The organism is Fredinandcohnia quinoae (assembly GCF_022427965.1).
Lineage (GTDB): Bacteria > Bacillota > Bacilli > Bacillales > Bacillaceae_L > Ferdinandcohnia > Ferdinandcohnia quinoae.
On the sequence record NZ_JAKTTI010000002.1, the window covers coordinates 75,821 to 98,932 of the forward strand.

Consider the following 23,112-nt stretch of genomic DNA (forward strand, 5'->3'; position numbering starts at 1 on the left):
GAGATAATCAGCTCCTTCATCCTTACTCTTTATATTTTAAATGTTTTAACTAACTCTTGTAATTCTGCAGCCATTTTCGTTAGTGCAGTAGCTGAAGAAGTGATTTCTTCCATTGAAGCAAGTTGTTCTTCAGTCGAGGAGGCGACTTCCTCCGAAGTTGCTGAATTTGTTTTCGAGATATTTGCAATTTCTGCTACTCCAGCAACAACTTGTTGTGTACCTGCTGACATTTGTTCTGCGGTTGCAGAAACTTCTTCAATTTGGGGAGCAATTTCTTTCATCCCTTGTAAAATAAGTGTAAAATTCTCAGCAGTTTGTTTTGAAATCGTTAAGCCTGATTCTACTTTTTCAGTTACAGTTGACATCATTTCTACAGATCTTTCAGTATCACTTTGAATCTCATGAATAATCTCAGTAATTTGAAGAGAAGAGGTTTGTGATTGCTCAGCTAATTTTCTTACTTCTTCAGCAACAACTGCAAAGCCTTTTCCATGTTCTCCAGCTCTTGCAGCTTCGATTGAAGCATTTAAGGCAAGAAGATTTGTTTGCTCAGCAATTCCTTTAATTACTTCTACTATTTTGCTAATTTCTTGCGAACGATCATGTAATACTTTTACTATTTGCCCAGACTCTGCGACAGATACATGAATACTATTCATTTGATTAAGATTCTCTTGAATCGATTTTGAACCATCTTCAGCTTGTATTGCAGTTTGACTGGTTAAATCAGCTACTCCACTACTATTTTCTGCAATACGTTGAACACCGATTGATAGCTCTTCTAATGCCTTTGAGCTTTCATTAATTCCAATCATTTGTCTCTCTGCCCCACTAGAAACTTCCTGAATCGCACTTGCCACATGTTCTGTTGCACTTGTCGTTTGCTCAGAGCTAGCCATAAGTTCTTCTGATGACGCTGCAACAAGTTCAGCATTTTTATTAATTTGATTAACCAAGTGACGGAGACCACGAATCATTTCATTAAATGCCTTTTCTACATCATTCATTTCATCTTTTGTTTGTAAGGATACTTCTTTAGTAAGATCACCTTCAGCCACCTCTTCGGCAACATTTTTTAATTTCATAATGTTGCTTCGAATAGAAAGGTAGAATCCGATAAATCCATAAATAACTAAAAGAATCACAAAAATGATTGCAGAAATAATAAGAGTTCTTACTAAATCTAATTCCCCTAAATCCTTATCCATTTGTTTAATTTGTTCTTTTATGCCTTGATCATATAATTCAAAGTTTTTATTAATTATGTTTGTGGCTAGTGTGTAATACTCATTTATATCTATAGTTGCCGCAGTATTTCTAATAAGTTCTGAATTTACTAATTCTAAAAATTCCTCTGTTTGTGTCGAAACTTCATCGCTTAATCCTTTTAGTGATTTTTCTAATTCAGGCTCATTTTCCATGACATCAATTTCATGCTGTAAGCTGCTTAAGGATTCCTTAACTAACGATTGTAGTTCTACTAATTTAATTAGTGAACTTGTATCTTCTGTAGTTGAAGAAATAGCATTCATCCCATTTGCACGCATTTGTCCTACTCTTTCCGTTAGAACGGGCAAGGTTTGGATTGTACTTTCAGCTAAGTACAATCTTTCTTTTGAGTCTGTTATCATAATTTCTGATATATCACCAATTTCAACAATATAGTCTAAAATAGACTGAATATAGTCTGCATGTATTTTTGTTGCTTCAGTCGGACTAACAGATTCAATCGAAGTATCAATTTCTTTCCATCGATCTGTAAGCTCTCGCAATCCCTCTTCACTTTCAGTTTTTATACTGCCATTAAACTGACCTAGTGCTTGTAAATCCTTAGTAATCTCTTCTTGCTTAGCAACCATCTTATCTTTATAAGAAGTATCTCCCCCAAGAAATCCAACAGCCATCCCGCGGTGCAATTGTACATCTTGTAAAAGATCACTTAATAGTTGATTGTATTTTGCTCCATCTTGACGTCTTTCTAACCTTGATAAATCCTCATTGATATTGGTCGTATATAAAAATGCCAATACGATTGTTGGGATCACCAATAATCCCCCGATTATGCTAAATTTCCCAAGATACTTGACACGATTCATTAAATAAATGATTGGTGCAAAGAATTTCATGCTGACTTTCCTCCTAGTTGTATTCCTATATAAGGTTACGGTTTCCACAAATACTTTATCGGGTTATTACATAGTAAGATTCACATGAAAAATTTGTTAGTTTTTATTTAAAACTATTTCTACCTTACATATAGTTAAAATTTCTTTTTAGCAACCGATAATATGATTATATTAATAGTTTTATGACACATAGCAAAAGATCCATAAAACATAAAAGGAGCACAACATCAATGAAATGGATAAGAAATCTCAAAATCACGCAAAAATTCATTCTGCTTTTAGTCGTAACATTATTGAGTCTTTTAGTAGTAGGATCCCTAGGATTTACACAGCTAATTAGTACAGGAAAAAAACTAGACGATATGTATGTTAATAAACTTAAACCAATTGAAACAGTGACATCATTAAAAACAAACACCCAATATATCCAAACAGCATTAGTTGAATTAATGGTAAATACGGATCAAGCACGGAACCAAGAGCTTCTAAGTAAAATGGAAGAAATCGTTAAAGATAACCAGCAGCATCGGAAGTCCTATCAAACAGATAATCCTGATGAATTAAAATTACTAAATAGTATCACTGAACTTGCTTCACAATACAAAGAAACACAAGATAAAATTATTGATTATGCAATGAAAAATCAAAATACGGAAGCTTATGAGGTGAATCATCTGATCATGTTGCTTCATCATCTGAACAATTAATGGCAAGCTCAGAAGAAACGAGCAGGGCTTCAGAACATATTGCAGAGTCTAGTAACCATCTAGCAATTGGTGCTGAAACTTCCGTAAAAGGAATAAAAAATGCAGTGGTTTCTATGGAAGAAGTGGAGAAAGGGATTACTAATATTGCAACATCAATCTCACTTGTTTCCGAGCATTCTAATACAACAAAGGTAGAATCAGAGAAAGGTAATTTCGCCTTAAAAAATACGATTACTCAAATGGGTTCGATTAATGAGACTGTTATTTCTTCTTCATCTATTATCAAAGAGTTAAGTGCTCGTTCCTCTGAAATTGAAAAAATAGTAGCAGTTATCTCGGGAATTTCTGAGCAAACAAATTTATTAGCACTGAATGCAGCAATTGAGGCAGCAAGAGCCGGAGAACATGGAAAAGGATTTGCGGTCGTAGCGGATGAAGTCAGAAAGCTAGCTGAAGAATCAAATCGTTCGGCAGAACAAATTACACAACTTATTCACGGAATTCAAAGTAGTACCACGAGTGCTGTTGCTTCGATGGAAACATGTACGACAGAGGTAGAAACTGGGCTTACCCTAATTAATGAAACAGGAGAATCTTTTAGAAAAATTCTAGATTCATCCATTGATGTATCAAAACAATCTGAGGAAGTAGCATCTGCTGCAGAGCAAATATCTGCAAGTGTTAATCAAATGATGTCCACCATCATGGAAATAGCCAACAGTGCTAATGATGCCTCTAGTAATTCACAGAATGTTGCAGCCGGTGCAGAGGAACAACTTGCTTCAATGGAGGAAATAACAGCATCTGCAAACTCACTTTCACAAATGGCTGAGGAACTTCAACAAATGGTTCGTAATTTTAAACTTTAGTAATTTATTGAGTCCAGTTTCTAAAAGGAATTGGGCTCTTTCTTTTTCTCTCAATCATGCTAGTATGAATAGTATACAAATACATTGAAATTTGACGAGGATAGTTAAATCTATGAAATTACTAAAAAGAAAAAAATGGATCCTACTTATTATTACCTTTCTTATTGCGATCACATCTATTCGCTTAGTATGGATGAATTTTTTAACTAAGTTTGATTATGACAATAATCCTCCAGTAGTTAATGGGGTACTCGATTTACAAGGAATGAAGCTATCTAACAATCAGACACTCACCTTAAACGGAGAATGGGAATTTTATCCGTCCGTTTTTCTTAAACCCAATCAACTTGCTTCAGATAGCTCAAAACCCAAAAATAAGAAGCTTCTTTTACAAACACCGAATGCGTGGAAACATGCATTTGATAAAAAGTCTGATTCCTCCAATTACTTTGGAACCTACAGACTTCGGATATTACTTGATGACAATACGACACAAACATTAGGATTACGAATTGAAAAAGTAAAAGAAGCTTCTAGCGTATATGTGAATGGTGAACATATTGGGGGGATTAAACAAAGTGAAATTGAGAGTAACCCACATCTGACTAATTACAATCCTTATTCAATGAAGTTCAAACCAAATCACAATGAAATTGAAATACTTATCCATGCCTCAAGTGACAGAAAAGATGGGGGTATCATTAAACCGATACGTTTTGGTTCAATTGAAGCAATTAATCATCGGGACATTCTCTCTATTGGTTTGCAGTTATTTCTTTGTGTAGTATTCTTTCTTCACAGTTTATATGCAATTATTTTATACTTCATCGGTCCAAAGCCAAAAAAAGGTCTACTATATTTCTCTTTGCTGCTCATTTGTGCAACCTTCAGTGTACTAGTTGCTGATGATAAGTTATTATATCGATTATTTACAATTAATTTTGAATGGAAGATTAAGATAGGTTATTTGACATATATCGGAGTCAGTGCGTTTATTCCATCTGTTATTAATAGTCTGTATCCTAATCATCCTTATAAAAAAATTGTTAGATTTTTTTCCTTATATTGTATCCTTTATTCTTTATTCGTTTTAATTGCGCCCTCCGAGTACAACATGCAAGCTGCAAAGGTTTTACTCAGTACAGCATTAGTTAGTTCCATTTTTATTTCGACAATAATTCTTCGAAAGGCCATTTCGAAAATAAGTGATATCATTTTCCCGTTATTGGGATGTATAAGCATAGGTGTGAACCTTATATGGGTGATGGTTATTTCTAGGCTATCATTTGTCGGGATGCCGCATTATCCCTTTGATCTTATGATTGCAATTCTTGCATTTACTATTTTTTGGTTCAAACGCTTTTTCAGAGTGTCTGCTGAGGCTAATGAACTTGCTGAACGATTACAAATTGAAGATAAACGTAAAGATGAATTTTTAATTAATACATCTCATGAATTGAGAAATCCTTTACATGGCATCATTAATATCATCCAAGCCATTTTGGATGACCAGGGAGATCCCCCTAATAAAAATCACTCAGAACGTCTACATATATTGTTAAACGTTAGTAATCGGATGTCATTAATGCTGAATGATTTACTTGATGTTACTAGACTGAAAGAAAAAATGATTCGACTGCACCCAAAGAAGGTTCAATTACAGGCTGTTGTAACTGGAGTTCTTGATATGGCAAGGCTAATGGTTGAAGGAAAACCAATTTATTTACACCATACGATAGATGATACCTTTCCTCCTGTTAAAGCTGACGAGAAAAGATTAATTCAAATATTATTTAATTTGATTCATAATGCAGTGAAATTCACTGATGAAGGAACCATAACAATTCGAGCCTCTATTATAAACAGTATGGTTAAAATCGAAGTAGAGGATACTGGTATTGGTATAAGCGAAAAGGAACTCAACAGAGTTTTTCTCCCTTATCAACAGGCTGATACGAATGAAATAAGAGAAAGCGGAGGATTTGGACTGGGACTAAGTCTCTGCAAGCAATTAGTTGAACTACATGGCGGCATACTATCAGCTCAATCGACAAAAGGAAAGGGTTCTATTTTTTCGTTCACCATTCCATTGTTTGATAATAGCATTGAAGATGTAGTAAAAGATCCTGTCACCTTGCATAACGAAGGAATAGAACAAACTGCTGCATCTATCAATTATGTACACCAAATTTCAAATACCAATCGTTCAATTGCAGGAAAAGGAATTAAGATTTTGGCAGTTGATGATGATGTTATAAATTTAAATGTCCTCATTCAAATTCTTGAGTCAGAAAAATATGAAATCACGGCTGTAACAAGTGGAACACAGGCTGTCGCTAAGCTTGAACATGAACAATATGACCTTGTCATTTCAGATGTTATGATGCCTACTATCTCAGGTTATGAGTTAACTAGAATCATTCGCGAACGATATTCTATTGCCGAATTACCTGTGCTACTATTAACCGCACGGACAAGGGCAGAGGATATCTTATCAGGATTCCAAGTTGGTGCCAATGATTATGTTAGGAAACCCGTAGATTCAATGGAATTGAAGGCTAGGGTTCAAGCATTAACACAAATAAAAATATCTATAGAAGAACGATTACAAATGGAAAGTGCATGGCTACAATCACAAATTCAACCACATTTTCTATTTAACACATTAAATTCAATTGCTGCACTTGGAATGACAGATACGGTTAAGATGCAATTACTACTAGAAGAGTTCAGTGATTATCTACGCTTAAGCTTTGATTTTAAAAACTCAGAGCCTGTCGTTTCACTTGAACACGAGCTTTCCCTTGTTCGATCTTATTTGTATATTGAAGGAGAACGGTTTGGTGATCGCTTAAAAATCGAATGGGAAATTGATGACAATATAGATCTAACGATACCTCCTCTATCGATTCAACCACTTGTTGAAAATGCAGTTAAACATGGGATTTTAAAGCGTGCAAGTGGAGGAAACATATGTATTCAAATTAAAGAGCTAGCAGAATATGTTGAAGTCTCAATTATCGATGACGGAATAGGCATGACGGAGAATAACTTAGAACAACTATTTATTAGACGAAATCAATCCAACACGAACTCTGGAGTGGCTCTGCAAAATATTAACCGCCGACTCAAACAGCTTTATGGTAAAGGCTTAAACATTCATAGTACGCCTGGTAATGGAACCATTGTTAGTTTCCGAATCCCAAATAAGGAATGAACAAAAAAGTTCATTCCTTATTTTCCATTTTCCATTTATTATACCACTCTGTAATTGTGGGGCTCGGCTTTTCATTTAGTTCTTCCATTAATACATCACTCAATCGCAGATAATGAAAATGTACAGATGAATGGTTATTTCCCATTGAAGCGAATATTTTCATAAGTGAAAAATAAGCTTCCTCTACAAGTGGATATCGGTTGCAAATATCCAAACATCGTTTTATTGCTTTGTCAGGATCATGGTTTGTATGATACCAGTAAACCATTTTAAATGAATGGCTAATCCAAAGAAAATGTAGTCTGTAACGTTCACTCTCAGCCCATAAGTAATCTAAGCCTTCTAAATAATCCCCGACATACAGCTCCATCGCCTTTTCATGATCACTGATTGTTCCAGGTGATAATGGCGGTGCTGATGTAATAAACTGTTCAAATGTTTCTACATCTATGATAATATCTACTAACTCCAAAAGATATCCATCATTTATATTTGTTAGTTTGAAATGATTTCCTATTGATTCAAGCGTTTTTCTAACATGATAGATTGCAGTATATAATTGTGCATACGCTTTTTTAAGCTCATATTCTGGCCAAAGTAACTCGATAAGTTCCGATTTACTAGTAATCTTCCCTCTATTGTGGACTAGATGTAAGAATAATTGCTGCACCTTTGTTGTCCGCCAATTAAGTGGAATAATTGTTTTTTGATGATTTAGTATCGTCACTTGTTGAAACATTTTCATGTGCAAGGTGTTTATTTCTTGTGGCAATGATTTTGAGGTGTTATTCATATGTTTAATCCGTTGTATTGTTTTTTGTAATCGCTCTTTACGAACAGGCTTCAAAATGTAATCAAGCGCATTTAATTCAAATGCTTTAATCGCGTAATCATCATATGCTGTTACAAAAACAATATATAACTCCGGCTTGGTTTCCAATAGTATTTCAGCTAATTCAATCCCATTCATTTCCGGGATATGAATATCTAGGAATACAATATCGACTTCATTATGTTCGATTATGTCCTTACCTGCGATTGGGTCTGTATACTTTCCAACTATCTCAATATCATCTATATTTATAAGTTGATGCTCCATATAATTTAATGCTAAACTCTCATCATCAATTATGATAGCCTTCATACTGGCTCCCCTTTGTATTTATCCATTCATAATGAATAGTCTATCACATTTCTCTGGGAAGGGCTCAATATCAAGCACTCAAACTAGATTGTTAATGCGCAATAACCATTTCGAATTCTTTCATTGTTTTAATAAATTCCGATTCAGTTTTTTTCACTTTCTCTTGTAAATTACTAGTTATCATGTTTACCATATTTACATCGTTTGTAATATGGTCTACACTAATATTCACTTTTTTAATAGCATCATCTACTTTGTTAGCTAATTTCCTTACTTCATCGGCAACAACCTTGAACCCTCTTCCATGTTCTCCCGCACGTGCAGCTTCAATTGTTGCATTTAAAGCCAATATATTCGTTTGTGCAGAAATATGATGGATAAGTTTAGCCACTTCACTTATTAAATCAGTTTGCCTACTTAATTCTTGAAGTGCTTGGATGCTGTCATTAGAATTAGCCAAAACTATTTCAACAAGTTCTTCTGGCATCTCCTTCAATTGTGAAATAAAGTTAAGTGTTCGATTTTCCCTTTCTGTTATATCTGTCGCAATTTTTACTATCGCATTCACATTTCCTTCTTTATCGTGAATTGGGATGTACGTAGCTTCAAGCCATAGTAAGTTCCCACGTTTTCCAACCCGTTGAATCTTTTCTTGATATTTCTTACCCTTTCTAAGATTTTCCCATAACTCTATATAATCTTGACTGTTTCTATATTCTGATGTACAGAATTGTTTATGCGTCATGTTAACCATTTCATCTGGTTGATATCCTAATGTCTGTGCAAAGTTCTCATTTACCCAAATGACTTCTCCACCCGTATTAAATTCAATCATTGCTAAATTTGATTCAAATCCTGATATTAGATCAATTGTATCCAATACCTGTGTATTCTTATTTAATTTTGAAGTATCATTCACCATTGCTAGCTCCCTTGTGTATATCTAAGTAATTTAAAATATGTTTGAATTATTATGACATACAGAACTCTACATTTTCTCTACAACACAAAGAAGGCTCCCTAACTGGAAGCCTTCTTTAATCTACTCAATCATTGATTATAATTATTAAGCTCAAGCTTCATTACATTTCCTATGATAACCTCGGTATCATCAATTTCTCCTGTGAATTTAAAGCCCACTTTTTCATATAGAGAAATAGCTGCATTATTTTCCATGACGACACTTAGGTACAGTTCGTCACATTGATATATTTTCTTGATTTGATTAATAATAATTTCTACAAATCTCTTGGCATATCCCTTTCCTTGAAAAGAAACATCAATCATAAATCGATCCAACCAAACTGATTGATCCTCTTTTGAAACTCCATACATTGCAAAGCCCACTAATAACTCACCATCATATAATGCTACCATCTTCCAATTAGGTTCAAACATAGACTGGGCAATGGAATATGAATTGCTTTCAATAAAAGGAACCTGTTCCTCCGCAACCCTTAATGCAGCTACATCACGCCAATTTGAATGATTTACGTCTTTTAATGTAAGACACACACTTCCAACTCTCTTCCAAGGGAAATTTTTATATACATTATTATATTATTTGGAGTGAAGGATTTATGCAATTCCCCACTTTTAAAAAAATTACTTCATATCCCAACAAAGAAAAAAAGTAGATTGAATTTTCTTAAACCTAATTGTAAAATAAAATAGACCAACCGGTTTATTTTGAATGTAATGGGGGCGAAAATGATGCGTTCGATTAGAAAATTATCAACTGACGAAATCCCTTTATTTGCTGATATTGCAATTAATGCATACCCTGGAACCACACAAAATACAAAAGAATTTAGAGAACGATTTGTAAGTAATTTGCTCTTTATTCAAGAACAAGAAGATTCTATCGACCTGTTCGGCTTATTTCTAGGAGACAAACTAGTTGGAGGTATGAGGGTTCACTATTATCAAATGAATTTGTTTTCAAAAATAGTGAATATCGGTGGTGTAGGACTAGTTGCAGTTGATTTAATCCATAAGAAAGAAAAAGTGGCAAAAGACCTTATTTGTTTCTTTATTGAATATTTCCGAGAAAGAGATGTCACCTTAGTTTCCCTGTATCCCTTTAATCCTGAGTTTTATAAAAAGATGGGATTTGGACCTGGGACAAAGATAAATCAATACCAAGTTGAGCCATCTAGCTTTCCAAAGGCTGATTCCAAAGAAGGTGTAAGGTTTTTACAGCCATCTGATCAGCAACAAATTTTAGCATGTTACAACAGGTATGCCTTAACTAAACATGGCTTGTTTTTGAAAACCGACTTTGACTTAAATAATATCTTTAAAAACCCTGACAACAAGGTAATTGGCTATTTCTACAATAATCAATTAGAAGCCTATTTAGTTTTTAACTTTGAGAAAAGCGTGGATAATTTCTTAATAAATAATATCGTTGTGAAAGAGCTTATCACTGAAACCCCAACATCTCTCATGAAAATATGTGGTTTCCTTCAAAATCAAGCTGATCAAATTCGACGGGTCATCATTAATACTCAGGATGATAGTCTTGATTTTCTTGTTCAAGATGCTAGAAATGGCACTGATCACCTTATTCCAAGTGTTTACCATGAAACGAATACATCTGGGACAGGAGTGATGTACAGAATTATTCAAGTAAGGAAGTTCCTTGAAAATATGAATGGTTTTAACTTTAATAATCAGTCATGTCTGTTCAAATTAACGGTCGTTGATTCTTTATATGAGGAAACAACTTCATTGATTATTCAGGTAGATAGAGGAAAGTTATCATTTCCTGAAATTGAAAAGTTTGAATTTGAAATTACGTTAGATGTGGCTTACTTTTCTTCTTTGTTTATGGGGGTAATTGACCCCAATAGACTCTATCAATATGGAAAACTAAAGATTTCGGAACCGGCATATTTAGGAAGGTTTAATGAATTATTTAGAAATCACGAGCGTCCATTCTGTTTAACCGCTTTTTAGTGACTATTCCTAATATCAAATGGCTGTTTACTTAAAAAAGCAACAATGTTTGAGAAAAGTGCCTATCAAATAGAAAAGGATGAATGTAAATGATCGAAATTAAAAGATTATCTGAGTGCAGTTTAAATGATGGGGTAAAGGCTTGGAATGATGGTTTTAAGGGGTATTATTTTGATGCAACTACGACAGTAGAAAACTTTATTAACAGGTTAGTAGCAGAAAGTTTATCCCCTACTCTATCTGTGGTGGCTTACCGGGACGGTCAACCAATTGGTATTGTATTAAATGGTATACGCACTATTAATGGCAAAAAAATTGCCTGGAATGGTGGAACAGGAATAGCAACATCCTACAGAAGGCATGGAATTGGAAAAGCCCTTATTGAGAAATCAATTGAAGTGTATAAAGAAGAAGGGGTAGAAATTGCTACATTAGAAGCAATAAGCACTAATACAAAGGCCATCTCTTTGTATGAAAAATTAGGCTATAAAATCGTTGATCAACTAGAGTATTTAGAGATAAAGGAGAACTCTCATACTAATTTTGACGTCGCTCATAATGCATATACATTAAGCTTCATACCCACACAATCAATCGCAAATATTCCCTTTTATAACAGCATGAATCCCTGGCAAACACAGTGGCAAAGTGCAAAAGAAAGTGAAGCCATAACCGTAATAGATAACAAAAGAGTTGTAGGTTATGCCTATTATCGTAAAGTGTTTGATAAAAATGGGGTTCACGAAAAAACTGTACTATTTCAGTGCACTTCGGATCCTGATAGAGAGGATTCAAATGACATTATTAAATTTATGCTAAATCATATCTTTGGAAATGAAAAGACAACAAAAGTAATCCCTAATCTCCCAGTAAGTAATTCCAGATTAACTTATCAGATTCTTATAGAGTTGGGATTTCAAGCAATCGCAAAACAGGTATTCATGATTAGGCAACTATGAGCAATATGTAGGGATACATCGTTGGCTTCCTTCTGTAGAATGTAGCTTAACTAAGATGGTTATTGTATTTGGGAGGGATTTAAATGGCTCCAATTGTCTCTGAAGACCATAAGGAGAAGAAAAAAAGAGAAATATTAGAAAGCGCCCATGCTTGTTTTGCTAAGAAAGGTTTCCAGGTTGCTACAATGAATGATATTGTTGAGCATTCCGGAATGAGCAAGGGTGCTATATATAATTATTTTAATAGTAAGGATGAAATTTACTTAGAGCTAATGAGGGAAAGTACCGAACAGACTTATAACTCCTTAAAAGAGTCCATTCTTATTTTTAATTCTGCCCTAGAAAAAATAATCTTCTTATTTGATCTATATGATAAGGGTGATGGCATAAACATTGAGGATCTATCTAAAACGATCGTTCATTATGAATTTAGGCTTTATTCATTTCGGCATGAAGAGTTAAATAATAAATTAAATCAAAGAAAACAAAAATACTTCTTGGAATTTATCGAGGATATTATTAAAGAGGGACAATACTCAGGTGAATTTAAAAGTGATCTTAATCCTAAATTAATGGCTGATTTATTTTGGTCATTGATTGATGGAGTTACCTCCCAATTCGTATATAAAGGTTACCCTCAAAATGAAGTCTTAAATGAAATGAAAAACATGTTTATCAATCGATTAAAAGTATAATGGTATGCACTAGCAACTTCCTTTAATGAAGTAGACGAACATTCTCCATGCCACACTGGGAGTCAGAATAATTGACAATCTCAATTGAAAGAATAAAATAGGATGATGTAAGGGGAACATCTAGTAGTTACTACACAATAAAAGGAGACTTTCACAATGAACTTCAAGAATGTTACGGTTGCCGGAAGTGGTGTTTTAGGAAGCCAAATTGCATACCAAACGGCTTTTAAAGGATTCAATGTAACAGTGTACGATATTAATAATGATGCATTGGAAAATGCAAAAGAAAGAATTCAAAAATTGAAGCCTCATTATCAAAAGGATTTAGGAGCTACAGAGGCAGAGGTTAATTCAGCTTATAATCGTATTTCATTTAATAGTGATTTAGCAAAAGCAGTAGCAGATGCTGATCTTATCATTGAAGCAATTCCAGAAGTAGTAAAGATAAAGACAGATTTTTATAATGAATTGGGGAAAGTAGCACCCGAAAAGACTATTTTCGCTACAAACTCATCAACATTATTACCAAGTCAATTTGCAGAAGCAACTGGCAGACCTGAGAAATTTTTAGCATTACATTTTGCGAATGAAATTTGGAAAAATAATACGGCAGAAATAATGAAGCACCCTGGAACAGATATGAAAGTGTTTAATGAAGTAATTGAATTCGCTAAAGCAATTGGAATGGTAGCTTTACCTTTACATAAAGAGCAACCAGGCTATATTTTAAACTCTCTATTAGTTCCTTTATTAGATGCCGCTCAGTCCCTTTTGGTAAAGGAAATTGCAGATCCTGAAACAATTGATAAAACTTGGATGGTAGGTACAGGAGCACCCCTAGGACCATTTGCTATTTTGGATGTTGTAGGAATCACAACTGCTTATAATATTACAAAAGCTAAGGCAGATGCGACCGGTAATGAATTGGCTCAAAAAGTTGCAGACCTATTAAAGACAGAGTACATTGACAAAGGAAAACTTGGACGTGCAACTGGTGAAGGATTTTATACGTATCCGAATCCTAGCTTCATGAACCCAGATTTCTTAAAATAAAGTAGAATAAAAGGACGGTTTCTTCGCTTCTTTGAAGTGGACGAACCGTCTTTTTCATTTCACATTAACCAATAGTAAGTTATGATTAATTAGAAATTAATAGGAAGGGAAAAAGTGAGGGATGGGGATTAAAGATAAAGATTTAGAATTAATGAAAAAAAGTAAATCGAAACGGTTTTGGTTGGCCTTTATATTAGGTTCACTTACCGCTTTCGGACCTTTATCAATTGATATGTATTTGCCTGGCTTGCCACGGTTAACAGATGAATTGCATACAAGTACGTCAGTAGCACAATTAAGTTTAACTGCTTGCCTAGTTGGGCTTGCGCTAGGTCAGCTATTTGTAGGACCATTAAGCGATAGTAAAGGCCGAAGAAAGCCACTCATTATTGCGCTTGTGATTTACTCAATTGCCTCATTGCTATGTGCATTCAGTCCATCGATTTGGATTCTTATCTTCTTACGATTACTTCAAGGTGCTTCTGGCGCTGCTGGAATTGTCATTGCACGTGCTTCTGTTCGAGATATGTATTCAGGCACGGAATTGACTAAGTTTTTTGCATTATTGATGCTCGTAAATGGTGCTGCACCAATTCTTGCACCAATTGTGGGTGGACAACTTTTGCATTTTGTAACATGGCGTGGTGTTTTTATAGTCCTTTTTGTGATTGGACTACTGATGTGGTTTGCAGTTACTTTTTGGCTTCCAGAGACATTACCTACAAACCGTAGATCCAGCGGTGACCTTAAGCATACATTATTAACTTTTAAAACGTTAGTTATGGATAAAGAGTTCATGAGTTTTGCCTTTACACAAGGCTTAATATCTGCCGCAATGTTTGCCTATATTTCTGGTTCACCATTTGTTTTACAAGATATATTCGGTGTATCACCACAGATGTTCAGTGTTATTTTTGCAATAAATGGAGTTGGTATTATTATCGCTTCACAGATTACGGGTCGCCTTGCAGGAAAAGTTGCGGATATAAAAATGTTCTTTTTTGGATTATGGATGGCTGCTTTTGGTGGAGCCCTCTTACTTATCGTAGTCCTAATTGGATTAGGAATCATATTCGTCATTCCTGCACTTTTCCTAGTTGTATCGAGTGTTGGAATTGTAGGGACAACCTCATTTTCCTTGGCAATGCAAAAACAAGGAGAAACAGCTGGTAGTGCTGCTGCATTACTAGGGTTATTACCATTTATTTTTGGAGCGATCGCAGCACCTTTAGTTGGAATAGGTGGAAGCCAGACCGCAGTTCCAATGGCAATTGTAATTGCTGTTTGTGATATTGGAGCGATCGCCTTTTTTACAATCATGAATAATAAGAATAAGGAAAAAATCACGAGCCAACATTCGATGTAAGATAAAACTTAGGACGGTTCCTCACTTGAAGAACCGTCCTATCCATTAGTTTACCGGAATTTTAATTGATTTATTATATTGCTTATTGTAGTGCATTCCTTTGATAATTAGCGCTTCTGGTTTCACATTCGCATCAAATATCAAGGTTCGAATCTTCATTATCCTTCCATCTGATTCATTATCTTCTGTTTGTCCAACTGTTGTTTTTAAAGGTATCTCCCCGTCTTTTGATTTAATCGATACCCCATCAAGCATAACATCCTGCTCTGTTGCAACCGTTATTTCTGTTCCTTTCGAGGTCTGTTCAACTTCTTTAACCCATACGTGGAAACCGTGTTCAAGAGGGATTGCTTCCTCGGTCATGTCAAATAAAGAAATCTTTTTATCTAGCATTTGATATCCTACAAATTCCTTTATCACAAGCTCCAAGGATTCTAATTCCTTTGGTAATGCATCATATTGAATATCAAATGTACTCCCATTAAATGAAGATGAATTTCCACCGCCCATTATTTGAATCGGCTTGCCATTTGCAAGCAATTCAATACCTGAAAATCCTAGAAAAGTCCTATCAAAATTCTTAACATTCATCGTTCCTTTTATGACAGTCGATGATGGTGTTGCTGTAATGGTTTTGAACGTAATTTGCCCCCTGTCAACTTTGATCGTTGTCTTGATAGATTGTTTGACCTCTGTTTGCATTGCCTTATTTGGATCGTACGGGAAGGTAATTTTCTGATCCCCAGCCATTCCCTCTTTTCCGTTAGAATAATGCAATGATAACTTTTTCGAAAAGGGACTTATCGGTTCAAAGGTCTTCATCCCTTTTATTTCTGTTTTTTCGTCATTAATGATATATGTTCCAGAAACCCCCATTGAATCAGTAAAGAATCCAGTTATTTTTGAAAATATTAGTGGGTCTACACTTTCTTCATTTATCCCTTTTGGATTCGATAATGTGTAATACAAAATAGTTTGATTTTCATCTGTCATCATTCCGTTAAGGGTAAAGTCTGTGCCATCTGACAATTTCACAGTTCTTTCAATTGATTGTCCCATTCCTTTATCATTCAGGTCTTTTATTGTACCAAAAATTACTTCATCAAATCCTAATATCTTTTTTCCGTAAAATGCAAATGCATTGTAGTTATAGCTGAGAAGGGAAATAAAAAGGAGAGCTGCTGCCGCAATCATCCAACTGGATGAGACTCGTTTCTTCCTTTTTGGGACTGTGTCAAGGGCATTTCGTAATCGTTCTTCGAGATATTCTGGTGCAGTAATGGAGTTTATTCGTTCTCTTTCATTCATTAACTGTTTTTCAACCTTATTCACCCACGTCACCTCCATAATATTCTCTTAACTTTTTTAAACCTTGAAAGACCCTTGATTTTACAGTACCTACAGAAACATTAGTAATCGATGCGATTGTTTCATAGTCAAGATCATGAAAATACTTTAGTTGGATGGCCTCTTTTTGATTATCATTTAGATGAACAAATAACATTTGAAGATCGAGTATGTGTGCACTATTTAAATAAGGGTCACTAGATAACACCTGACCAAACTCAGTTGTTGATTCCCATTCATCAACCAACATTAGTCTTTTTTGCTTCCTTAGCAATGTTTTACTGCAATTGACTAAAATCGTCTTACTCCAACTATAAAAAGCCTCTTCTTTTTTGAGCTGATTTATTTTTTCATATAAAATAACAATCATTTCCTCCATTGCATCCATCGCATCGTGCTCATTACCCAAATAGGTGAGTGCAAGCCTATAATAATCATCCTTTTCTGCCATAATTAACTGAAGCAATGCTTCCTTATTACCCCGTTTTGCCTTTTTTACCAAACGAACAATATTCATCGCCTCACCTCTCTCACCTATATGAGTAATCATCTCGTTAAAAAGTTCATTTTAAAACAGGGACATTTCTCAAACTTCAATGAAGAAAGAGAAATGTCCCCTTGATTTATTTTATATAAATTTGATTTTTCCCATTTTGTTTTGCTTTATAAAGCGCAGTATCCGCCAAATTGAATAAATCAACAAAAGTGGTAATTTCACCATTTAAATTATCAGCAACTCCAATACTAGATTTTACTGAAATCTCACTTTCATCATTCATTACCCTTACGTTCCTAATCATTTTTTCTATTTGTTCCGCTCGTTTTTCGCCACTTTCAGATGTTGCCCCTTTTATCAAATCTTTAAATCTTCTTTATCGATCATTCCACTTCTCCTATTCTTTTCGAATAAACCAGAAAAATAATATACTTGTATTTTATCCTTTTCTTATGAAATCATAAAGCGTTTTCAGATGTAAAAAAAAGTAAATTTTTTATATGATCACTGGGTACAATATACGATCCCCATGCTCTATGAAACCTTATCCCATTCATTTCGTATATAGAACTAAAACAATTAGTTGAGGTGTATATGATGTATGAATATAAATTCGTAAAAATTGAACTAAGCACTTGGAGTAGTAAGCCGAAGGAAGGTTATCAAGATATCATTCAACAGCACGGTAAAGAGGGATGGAGATTTGTTCAAATCTTTGCACCAGCTATAAAAGGATATGGTTCTGCTGCTTACTTTGAACTAATTTTTGAACGTCCCTCGCACTCTTAAATTGCTATTGTAATCATTTGTTATGAAGAATGAAAATACTATTTAAAATATGCGGGGCTAACCCCGTTCGTAAATTGGTGGATTTCCATTAATTAGGGGTGTCAGCCGAATAAAATAGAAAAACCGCCGGATTATTATGTAAATCGGCCGAATAATCCTCAAAACCGCCGAATTACCTCCAGAATCGGCCGGATTATCTTCAATACCCGCCGGATTCCATATTTTGAAGGCAAATAGTTACTCAAGAAAATACCGAATGACTAGGTAATACCTCGAATTCAAAGAAATCAGACCTTTACGCATAAAAATTACTGAACCAATTCATACTTGCTAGCTGAATTAGTTCAGTAATTTAATTTACAGTTATGAAATGCTCCATCAAAATACTTCGCTTTCCGCGGGTTCAGTCTCAGCATTACAAACGTAATATATCCTTATGCCACACTCTCATTATCTAACCTTCTCAAACCACGAACTTGCAGTTTCACTTAGCACTGCATTCAAAGCCTCAATATTTCCCTTTCCAGTGCTTTGCAGCCAATCCCGGCCAGCTTGTTCACCACTTGTTGCAAAAGGCTCTACACCATCTCTCCATGTTGCCCGGCCACAAAGTACTCCGTTAAAGGTTGATCCAGAAGCTTTTGCGAATTTTAGTGTTTCCTGAAATAGTTCTGCACTTACACCAGCACTTAGGAAAATGAATGGGATGTGCGTTGCTTCGCTTTGCTCTTTAAAATATGCTGCTGCAACTTCTTTGGAATATACAGCCTCTCCTGCTCCATACCCCTCAACAAAATTCATATTAACTGGAACTTCGACCTTTAATACATCCACATTGTATTGTGGTTTTGAGAACTCTTTCATCGCTCCGCTGACCTTTAGTGGTTTCACTTGTGCGAATTCCTTACTTTTCACATCATCGTTTGAAGCATCATATGTAAGAATTTCAAGGAAGAACGGGATATCCTCTGCTACACATTCAGACCCAATTCGCTCCATGTAGACATGCTTGTAGTCATTAATTTTTTTATCTTCATCCACATCATAATATAGCAAGAATTTAACTGCATCTGCACCCGCATCTTTCAATCTCTTAACAGACCATTCCTCAAGTAAATCGGGTAAACGACCTACTGCTGTTGCATCATAGCCTGTTTTTTCATAGGCAACAAGAAGACCAGCATTTTTATCTCGAACCTTTGCTGCTGGCAAACCATATTCCGGATCTAATAGGATCGATGTTGCATATGGGGTTAACTCATCTGAGACAATTTCTTTAAAGCGGATAATTCCCTCATCACCCACATTATTCGCACTTCCTGAAGCTATCATCTTTTTCAATGAGCCCCGCTGGTCAATTGCCAATGCTCCAATTACCCCATTTTCATCTGATAAACGTTCTAAGGCAGCTCGTTTATTTTCTGTAAGTTCTAACATCATATTCCACCTCTATCAATCTATTTTTTCAAGCTTTACTAGGCAATAATATTCTTCAAATTTCAGTCTATTAATTGAACCTGTACTTGATTCCATCGTATTTAGCATTCCAGTTGTCATTGCCGTCTTCATCACAGTTTCAATAGGTTGATTCCGTTTCAAGGCACATGCTAATCCAGCAACCGTTGCATCTCCAGAGCCAACCGGATTAACCACATTTATTTTAGGAATCATTACCTGGTAGTAATCCCCACCATGCCGTACAAATGCACCATCACTCCCCATTGAGACGACAATCCATTCAATCCCTTTAAAAAGCTCATGGTCCAAAGCCAGCTTCAAGCTTTTCACATCACTTCCTACTTCTACTCCAAGTAATTGAGACAACTCGGATATATTTGGTTTGATAGCTAATGGCTTTGCCTCATGGATTAAAACTTGTCTCAACGCTTCCCCTGACGTATCGATGATAACAGGGATATCCTCGCTTTTACTTATTTTTAGCATTTGAAAATAAAAGTCCGTCGGCAGTCCGCTTGGCAAACTGCCCGATATCGTTACAGACGAAACCTTCCCTAATAGTCTCCTGAATTTTTCTAGAAATGCGTCTGATTCTTCAAATCCCAAAGTTGGGCCAGCTTCTAAAATCTCCGTTTGCATATTTTCATGAAGAATCGCAATACAGTTTCTTGATTCTTGATTTATCTTTAAAAATTCATTCTTAATATTCATTTTTATTAATTCTTGGCAAATAAATTCTCCTGTAGTACCACCAAGAACACCCGTCGTAATGACATCTTCCCCCATCTGCTTGATCACTCGGGCAACGTTTAGTCCTTTTCCGCCGGCCGTCTTTTGGACACTTTTAATCCGATTAACATCATTCAGCTTCAAATGACTAAGGGGATATGAAATATCAACGGACGGGTTCATTGTGACAGCTAGAATCATAGGACAACCTCCATTATTTAGGCTCTGTACTCATGAATCGTGACACCTTTTACAACACGATTTACTGTACCCGTCGGAGAAGGTGTATCTGGTTTATTGCCTACCTTAATGGACGCCAATAATGCGATTGTTTGGGCAAACATCACGTAAGGTAATGCTAAATAAGCATCGGGTATCCCTTCTGCATCAGTTCCAAATTCAAAGGAATCTCCGTCAAAGTTAACCTCTCCTGCTACTTCAATTGCGTAAATACCTTTTGCAATATCATCCTGTTTTAATTCACTTAACATATCCAAATCATATTGACGTGTATATGCCTCATTTGAAACAAATACAAATACGAGCGCTTTTTCATTTACAAATGATTTTGGACCATGTCTAAATCCAAGTGGTGAATCGAAAGCTGTAACAACTTGACCGGCTGTTAGCTCCAGTAATTTTAATTGGGCTTCTCTAGATAAGCCTTCCAAGCTACCAGAGCCCAAATAGATAATTCGCTCAACATCCGAATGCATCACCTTTACTAATTCATCTTCCCTACTTATTACACTCTCACCCATCGCACAAAGTGTATGAACAATTGTCGTCTTATCTTCCACTGATATAGTATCGAATACGAGTAAGGCCGTTAATGTCATACACGTATAACTGCCAGTCATCGCAAAGCCTTGATCATTTGATTTTTCCGGCATTAGTAATAACAAGTTATTTTCATCACCAATTGAACGTTTAGCTAGTTCCCCTTCTTTGGCACAAGTAATTGTTAATTGATAAAAATCAGTTACAATTTGTTCTGCTAATTCGACTGCTGCCACACTTTCTGGACTATTGCCACTTCTTGCAAAGGACACAAGTAATGTTGGAAAATCTGCTTTTAAAAATTGATAAGGATTTGACACCAAAGTTGTTGTTGGTATAGATTGTATTTCCCATTGCATTTCATCGATCTTCTCTTTCAAATAAGGAGCCACAGTATCCCCTACATATGCTGACGTACCTGCACCAGTAAAAATGATTCTCACCCGTTCATGCTTTGTTGCTATTTTCTCAAGAAATGATTTGATATCACTATATTTCTGTTCAAATAACGAATATACCTCAGCCCATAAATCAGGCTGTTGTGCAATTTCCTTTGTCGTAATCAAAGCACCTAACGATTCTAATTCTTCTTGTCTGCTTGTAAACACGATTAGACACTCCTTTTTGTCAATATCATCTTAATCAACACATACCCTCAAAAACTCGTTGGCCAGCACCAACAACTCCATTATCCTGCTTTAACGTACTGATTCTCATTTGTTCCAAAACATGATGCTGTTCGGGAATTTGATAGATTTGTAGCTTTTCCTTAATCAATTCTAGTAAAAAAGGATTATTCACCATGACACTCCCACCAAAAACAATTTTATGTGGGTCAATGAGACATGAAATCGAATAAAGCCCCTGGGCAATATTATCAGCAACCTCTTCAATAATCTTTTTTAATTCTAGTTTGCCTTTGTGATAACCCCCAAAAACGTCCTTTGTTAACAGTTGCTCTTCCTTTAAATCCTCTCTAGCCATTTGTTGAATGGCAGGTCCTGCAGCTACTTTTTCTAATCGCTTATTTTCGTTTTGATTTCTTATTGAAAGAACAGGAATCAAGCCTAATTCTCCGGCAAAACCAGCCCCTCTAAAAAATGAACCATTCTGTATAATCGTGCTGGAAATCCCTGTACTCACAGTCACATATACAAATGTCTCATTATTCAATGTCCCAGAATGCCTCCACTCTGCAAAAGCTGCCATATACACATCATTGTCTGTCGTGATCCGTTCAATTACAAAATGATCACTTAATCGCTTTGAAAGAGGAAAGTTTCTCCATGGCAGATTATTTTGGAAGACGGCAACACCATTTTCACGATCCACCTTACCAGGAACCCCTATGCCAAGCCCTGCAATATCACTAATTGATAGAGAGGACTTTTCTAATACAAGTTCAACCGCTTCAACAACTTTTGCAAACATCTTCTCTCGGTTTGAAGGGTCACTTTTCACTTCCGTTCGATGTAGTAGATTACCAGATTCTGTGACAATTCCAGCAGCAATTTTAGTTCCGCCAATATCAATTCCAATTGCTTGCTTCATGTAAAAAACACCCCCTACTTATTTTGGATGCTACCTGTACATATTACCTATTAATGGGTTGATGGGTCAACCCTAAATAAATAGAAACACAAAGTTAGATTAACTCTGTGTAAAATCTACAACGATCCCCACGGACAATCGATTTACAATATTCTACTGGTACTCTTTGGCGATCAAATGCAACCCTTTCCAGTAAAAGAGCCGGACTACCTTCCTTAACTTTCAATAAATTCCCCTCATATTCCCTTATAAGAACGGGTTCAAACGTTTCTTTTGCAGAGGTTACGAATAATTGATATTCATTTGCCAAAATATCATATAATGGTGTCTCCCCTACTGTATTCATTTTTTCGATATTTTCAATTCTATTTTTAGGTAAGTAAGATGATTCCAAAATAATCGGTTCCTCATTCGCACAACGAAGTCTTTGAAGCACGATCACTTCAGCATCCCTTGGAATTTGTAAAGCTTTGGCAACCTTCTGTGTAGCTGCTTCAATTGATATTTTTAAAATTAAATCTTTAGGATTAAGACCCTTTTCCTTTAGAACCTGACTGAAACTATAAAATCCAGATAAGGACTGTTCGATTTTCGGTCTTGTCACAAAGGTACCTGTTCCTTGAACCCGATAAAGAATGCCATCCTGAACCAAATCTTCAATCGCCTTTTTTGCCGTATTTCGACTTACTTCATATTGTGCACTTAATTGGTGCTCAGAAGGGATTTTATCATCAGGATTCCAAACATTATTTTCAATGTTCTCAACAATAATTTCTTTTAATTGATGATAAAGTGGTACAAAGCTTGTTGGGTCTAATTTTTTCATGCCATTCTCCCTCTACCCTATAATACCTGTAAATATACC

21 protein-coding genes and 1 pseudogene are annotated in these 23,112 nt (G+C 35.4%); 9 read left to right on the forward strand and 13 right to left on the reverse strand.

The features are described from left to right. Positions 1-29 precede the first annotated feature (29 nt). Positions 30-2,126: a methyl-accepting chemotaxis protein gene (locus MJG50_RS02230; RefSeq protein WP_240252386.1), complete on the reverse strand. Its 2,097-nt coding sequence runs from the start codon at positions 2,124-2,126 to the stop codon at positions 30-32. 230 nt (positions 2,127-2,356) lie between these two features. On the opposite strand from MJG50_RS02230, the gene MJG50_RS02235 reads away from it, so the two are divergent. The 3 genes from MJG50_RS02235 to MJG50_RS02245 all read left to right on the forward strand — a co-directional run bounded on the left by MJG50_RS02235 (position 2,357) and on the right by MJG50_RS02245 (position 6,919). After that, positions 2,357-2,833, forward strand: a complete 477-nt coding sequence (locus MJG50_RS02235) for an MCP four helix bundle domain-containing protein (RefSeq protein WP_240252387.1) — start codon at positions 2,357-2,359, stop codon at positions 2,831-2,833. Beyond that, positions 2,833-3,702: a methyl-accepting chemotaxis protein gene (locus tag MJG50_RS02240; protein WP_240252388.1), complete on the forward strand. Its 870-nt coding sequence runs from the start codon at positions 2,833-2,835 to the stop codon at positions 3,700-3,702. The genes MJG50_RS02235 and MJG50_RS02240 overlap by 1 nt, the downstream gene beginning before the upstream one ends. A 112-nt stretch (positions 3,703-3,814) precedes the next feature. Next, complete coding sequence (locus tag MJG50_RS02245; protein ID WP_240252389.1) at positions 3,815-6,919, forward strand: ATP-binding protein; 3,105 nt, start codon at positions 3,815-3,817, stop codon at positions 6,917-6,919. Positions 6,920-6,929: 10 nt separating this feature from the next. Here MJG50_RS02245 and MJG50_RS02250 read toward each other — a convergent pair whose 3' ends face one another. The 4 genes and pseudogenes from MJG50_RS02250 to MJG50_RS02265 all read right to left on the reverse strand — a co-directional run bounded on the left by MJG50_RS02250 (position 6,930) and on the right by MJG50_RS02265 (position 9,578). After that, entirely contained in the window at positions 6,930-8,063 is a 1,134-nt protein-coding gene (locus MJG50_RS02250; protein ID WP_240252390.1) for a response regulator, read from the reverse strand. A gap of 91 nt (positions 8,064-8,154) precedes the next feature. After that, positions 8,155-8,550, reverse strand: a complete 396-nt coding sequence (locus tag MJG50_RS22430) for a methyl-accepting chemotaxis protein (RefSeq protein WP_240252656.1) — start codon at positions 8,548-8,550, stop codon at positions 8,155-8,157. A 42-nt stretch (positions 8,551-8,592) separates the two neighbouring features. Then, a pseudogene (locus MJG50_RS22435) lies at positions 8,593-8,985 on the reverse strand (PAS domain-containing protein); the annotation flags it as partial. 128 nt (positions 8,986-9,113) lie between these two features. Then, on the reverse strand, positions 9,114-9,578 hold the full coding sequence (locus tag MJG50_RS02265; protein WP_240252391.1) for a GNAT family N-acetyltransferase: 465 nt from the start codon (positions 9,576-9,578) through the stop codon (positions 9,114-9,116). A 198-nt stretch (positions 9,579-9,776) separates the two neighbouring features. Between MJG50_RS02265 and MJG50_RS02270 the strand changes: the two genes are divergently transcribed. The 5 genes from MJG50_RS02270 (at position 9,777) to MJG50_RS02290 (ending at position 15,097) form a co-directional block, all read left to right on the forward strand. Then, positions 9,777-11,024 carry a GNAT family N-acetyltransferase gene (locus MJG50_RS02270; RefSeq protein WP_240252392.1) on the forward strand — a complete coding sequence of 416 codons (1,248 nt, stop codon included), beginning with the start codon at positions 9,777-9,779 and terminating at the stop codon, positions 11,022-11,024. An 89-nt stretch (positions 11,025-11,113) separates the two neighbouring features. Continuing rightward, positions 11,114-11,983 (forward strand): GNAT family N-acetyltransferase, encoded by an 870-nt coding sequence (locus MJG50_RS02275; protein WP_240252393.1) that lies wholly within the window; start codon positions 11,114-11,116, stop codon positions 11,981-11,983. An 83-nt stretch (positions 11,984-12,066) separates the two neighbouring features. Then, a complete protein-coding gene (locus MJG50_RS02280) occupies positions 12,067-12,678 on the forward strand; it encodes a TetR/AcrR family transcriptional regulator (protein WP_240252394.1) in 612 nt (203 codons plus the stop codon). A 156-nt stretch (positions 12,679-12,834) separates the two neighbouring features. Next, on the forward strand, positions 12,835-13,731 hold the full coding sequence (locus MJG50_RS02285; RefSeq protein WP_240252395.1) for a 3-hydroxyacyl-CoA dehydrogenase: 897 nt from the start codon (positions 12,835-12,837) through the stop codon (positions 13,729-13,731). Between the two features lie 121 nt (positions 13,732-13,852). Continuing rightward, on the forward strand, positions 13,853-15,097 hold the full coding sequence (locus MJG50_RS02290) for a multidrug effflux MFS transporter (RefSeq protein ID WP_431307249.1): 1,245 nt from the start codon (positions 13,853-13,855) through the stop codon (positions 15,095-15,097). Between the two features lie 45 nt (positions 15,098-15,142). Here MJG50_RS02290 and MJG50_RS02295 read toward each other — a convergent pair whose 3' ends face one another. The 3 genes from MJG50_RS02295 to MJG50_RS02305 all read right to left on the reverse strand — a co-directional run bounded on the left by MJG50_RS02295 (position 15,143) and on the right by MJG50_RS02305 (position 17,301). Then, on the reverse strand, positions 15,143-16,429 hold the full coding sequence (locus MJG50_RS02295; protein ID WP_240252396.1) for a DUF4179 domain-containing protein: 1,287 nt from the start codon (positions 16,427-16,429) through the stop codon (positions 15,143-15,145). Beyond that, the gene (locus MJG50_RS02300; protein WP_240252397.1) at positions 16,422-16,961 is read right to left on the reverse strand and encodes a sigma-70 family RNA polymerase sigma factor; all 540 of its coding nucleotides are present in this window, start codon (positions 16,959-16,961) and stop codon (positions 16,422-16,424) included. Before MJG50_RS02300 ends, MJG50_RS02295 begins: the two co-directional genes overlap by 8 nt. Before the next feature lie 106 nt (positions 16,962-17,067). After that, the gene (locus tag MJG50_RS02305; protein ID WP_240252398.1) at positions 17,068-17,301 is read right to left on the reverse strand and encodes a GGDEF domain-containing protein; all 234 of its coding nucleotides are present in this window, start codon (positions 17,299-17,301) and stop codon (positions 17,068-17,070) included. Positions 17,302-17,537: 236 nt separating this feature from the next. On the opposite strand from MJG50_RS02305, the gene MJG50_RS02310 reads away from it, so the two are divergent. Continuing rightward, a complete protein-coding gene (locus tag MJG50_RS02310) occupies positions 17,538-17,729 on the forward strand; it encodes a DUF4177 domain-containing protein (RefSeq protein ID WP_240252399.1) in 192 nt (63 codons plus the stop codon). Positions 17,730-18,179: 450 nt separating this feature from the next. Here MJG50_RS02310 and lacD read toward each other — a convergent pair whose 3' ends face one another. The 5 genes from lacD to MJG50_RS02335 all read right to left on the reverse strand — a co-directional run bounded on the left by lacD (position 18,180) and on the right by MJG50_RS02335 (position 23,073). Further along, complete coding sequence (gene lacD / locus MJG50_RS02315; protein ID WP_240252400.1) at positions 18,180-19,166, reverse strand: tagatose-bisphosphate aldolase; 987 nt, start codon at positions 19,164-19,166, stop codon at positions 18,180-18,182. A gap of 15 nt (positions 19,167-19,181) precedes the next feature. Beyond that, positions 19,182-20,117: a tagatose-6-phosphate kinase gene (lacC, locus tag MJG50_RS02320; protein ID WP_240252401.1), complete on the reverse strand. Its 936-nt coding sequence runs from the start codon at positions 20,115-20,117 to the stop codon at positions 19,182-19,184. A gap of 17 nt (positions 20,118-20,134) precedes the next feature. Continuing rightward, positions 20,135-21,304, reverse strand: a complete 1,170-nt coding sequence (locus MJG50_RS02325; protein WP_240252402.1) for an SIS domain-containing protein — start codon at positions 21,302-21,304, stop codon at positions 20,135-20,137. 34 nt (positions 21,305-21,338) lie between these two features. Next, positions 21,339-22,247 (reverse strand): ROK family protein, encoded by a 909-nt coding sequence (locus MJG50_RS02330; protein WP_240252403.1) that lies wholly within the window; start codon positions 22,245-22,247, stop codon positions 21,339-21,341. A 94-nt stretch (positions 22,248-22,341) separates the two neighbouring features. Further along, positions 22,342-23,073, reverse strand: coding sequence for a GntR family transcriptional regulator (locus MJG50_RS02335; RefSeq protein ID WP_275695465.1), 732 nt, complete (start codon positions 23,071-23,073; stop codon positions 22,342-22,344). Positions 23,074-23,112 lie beyond the last annotated feature (39 nt).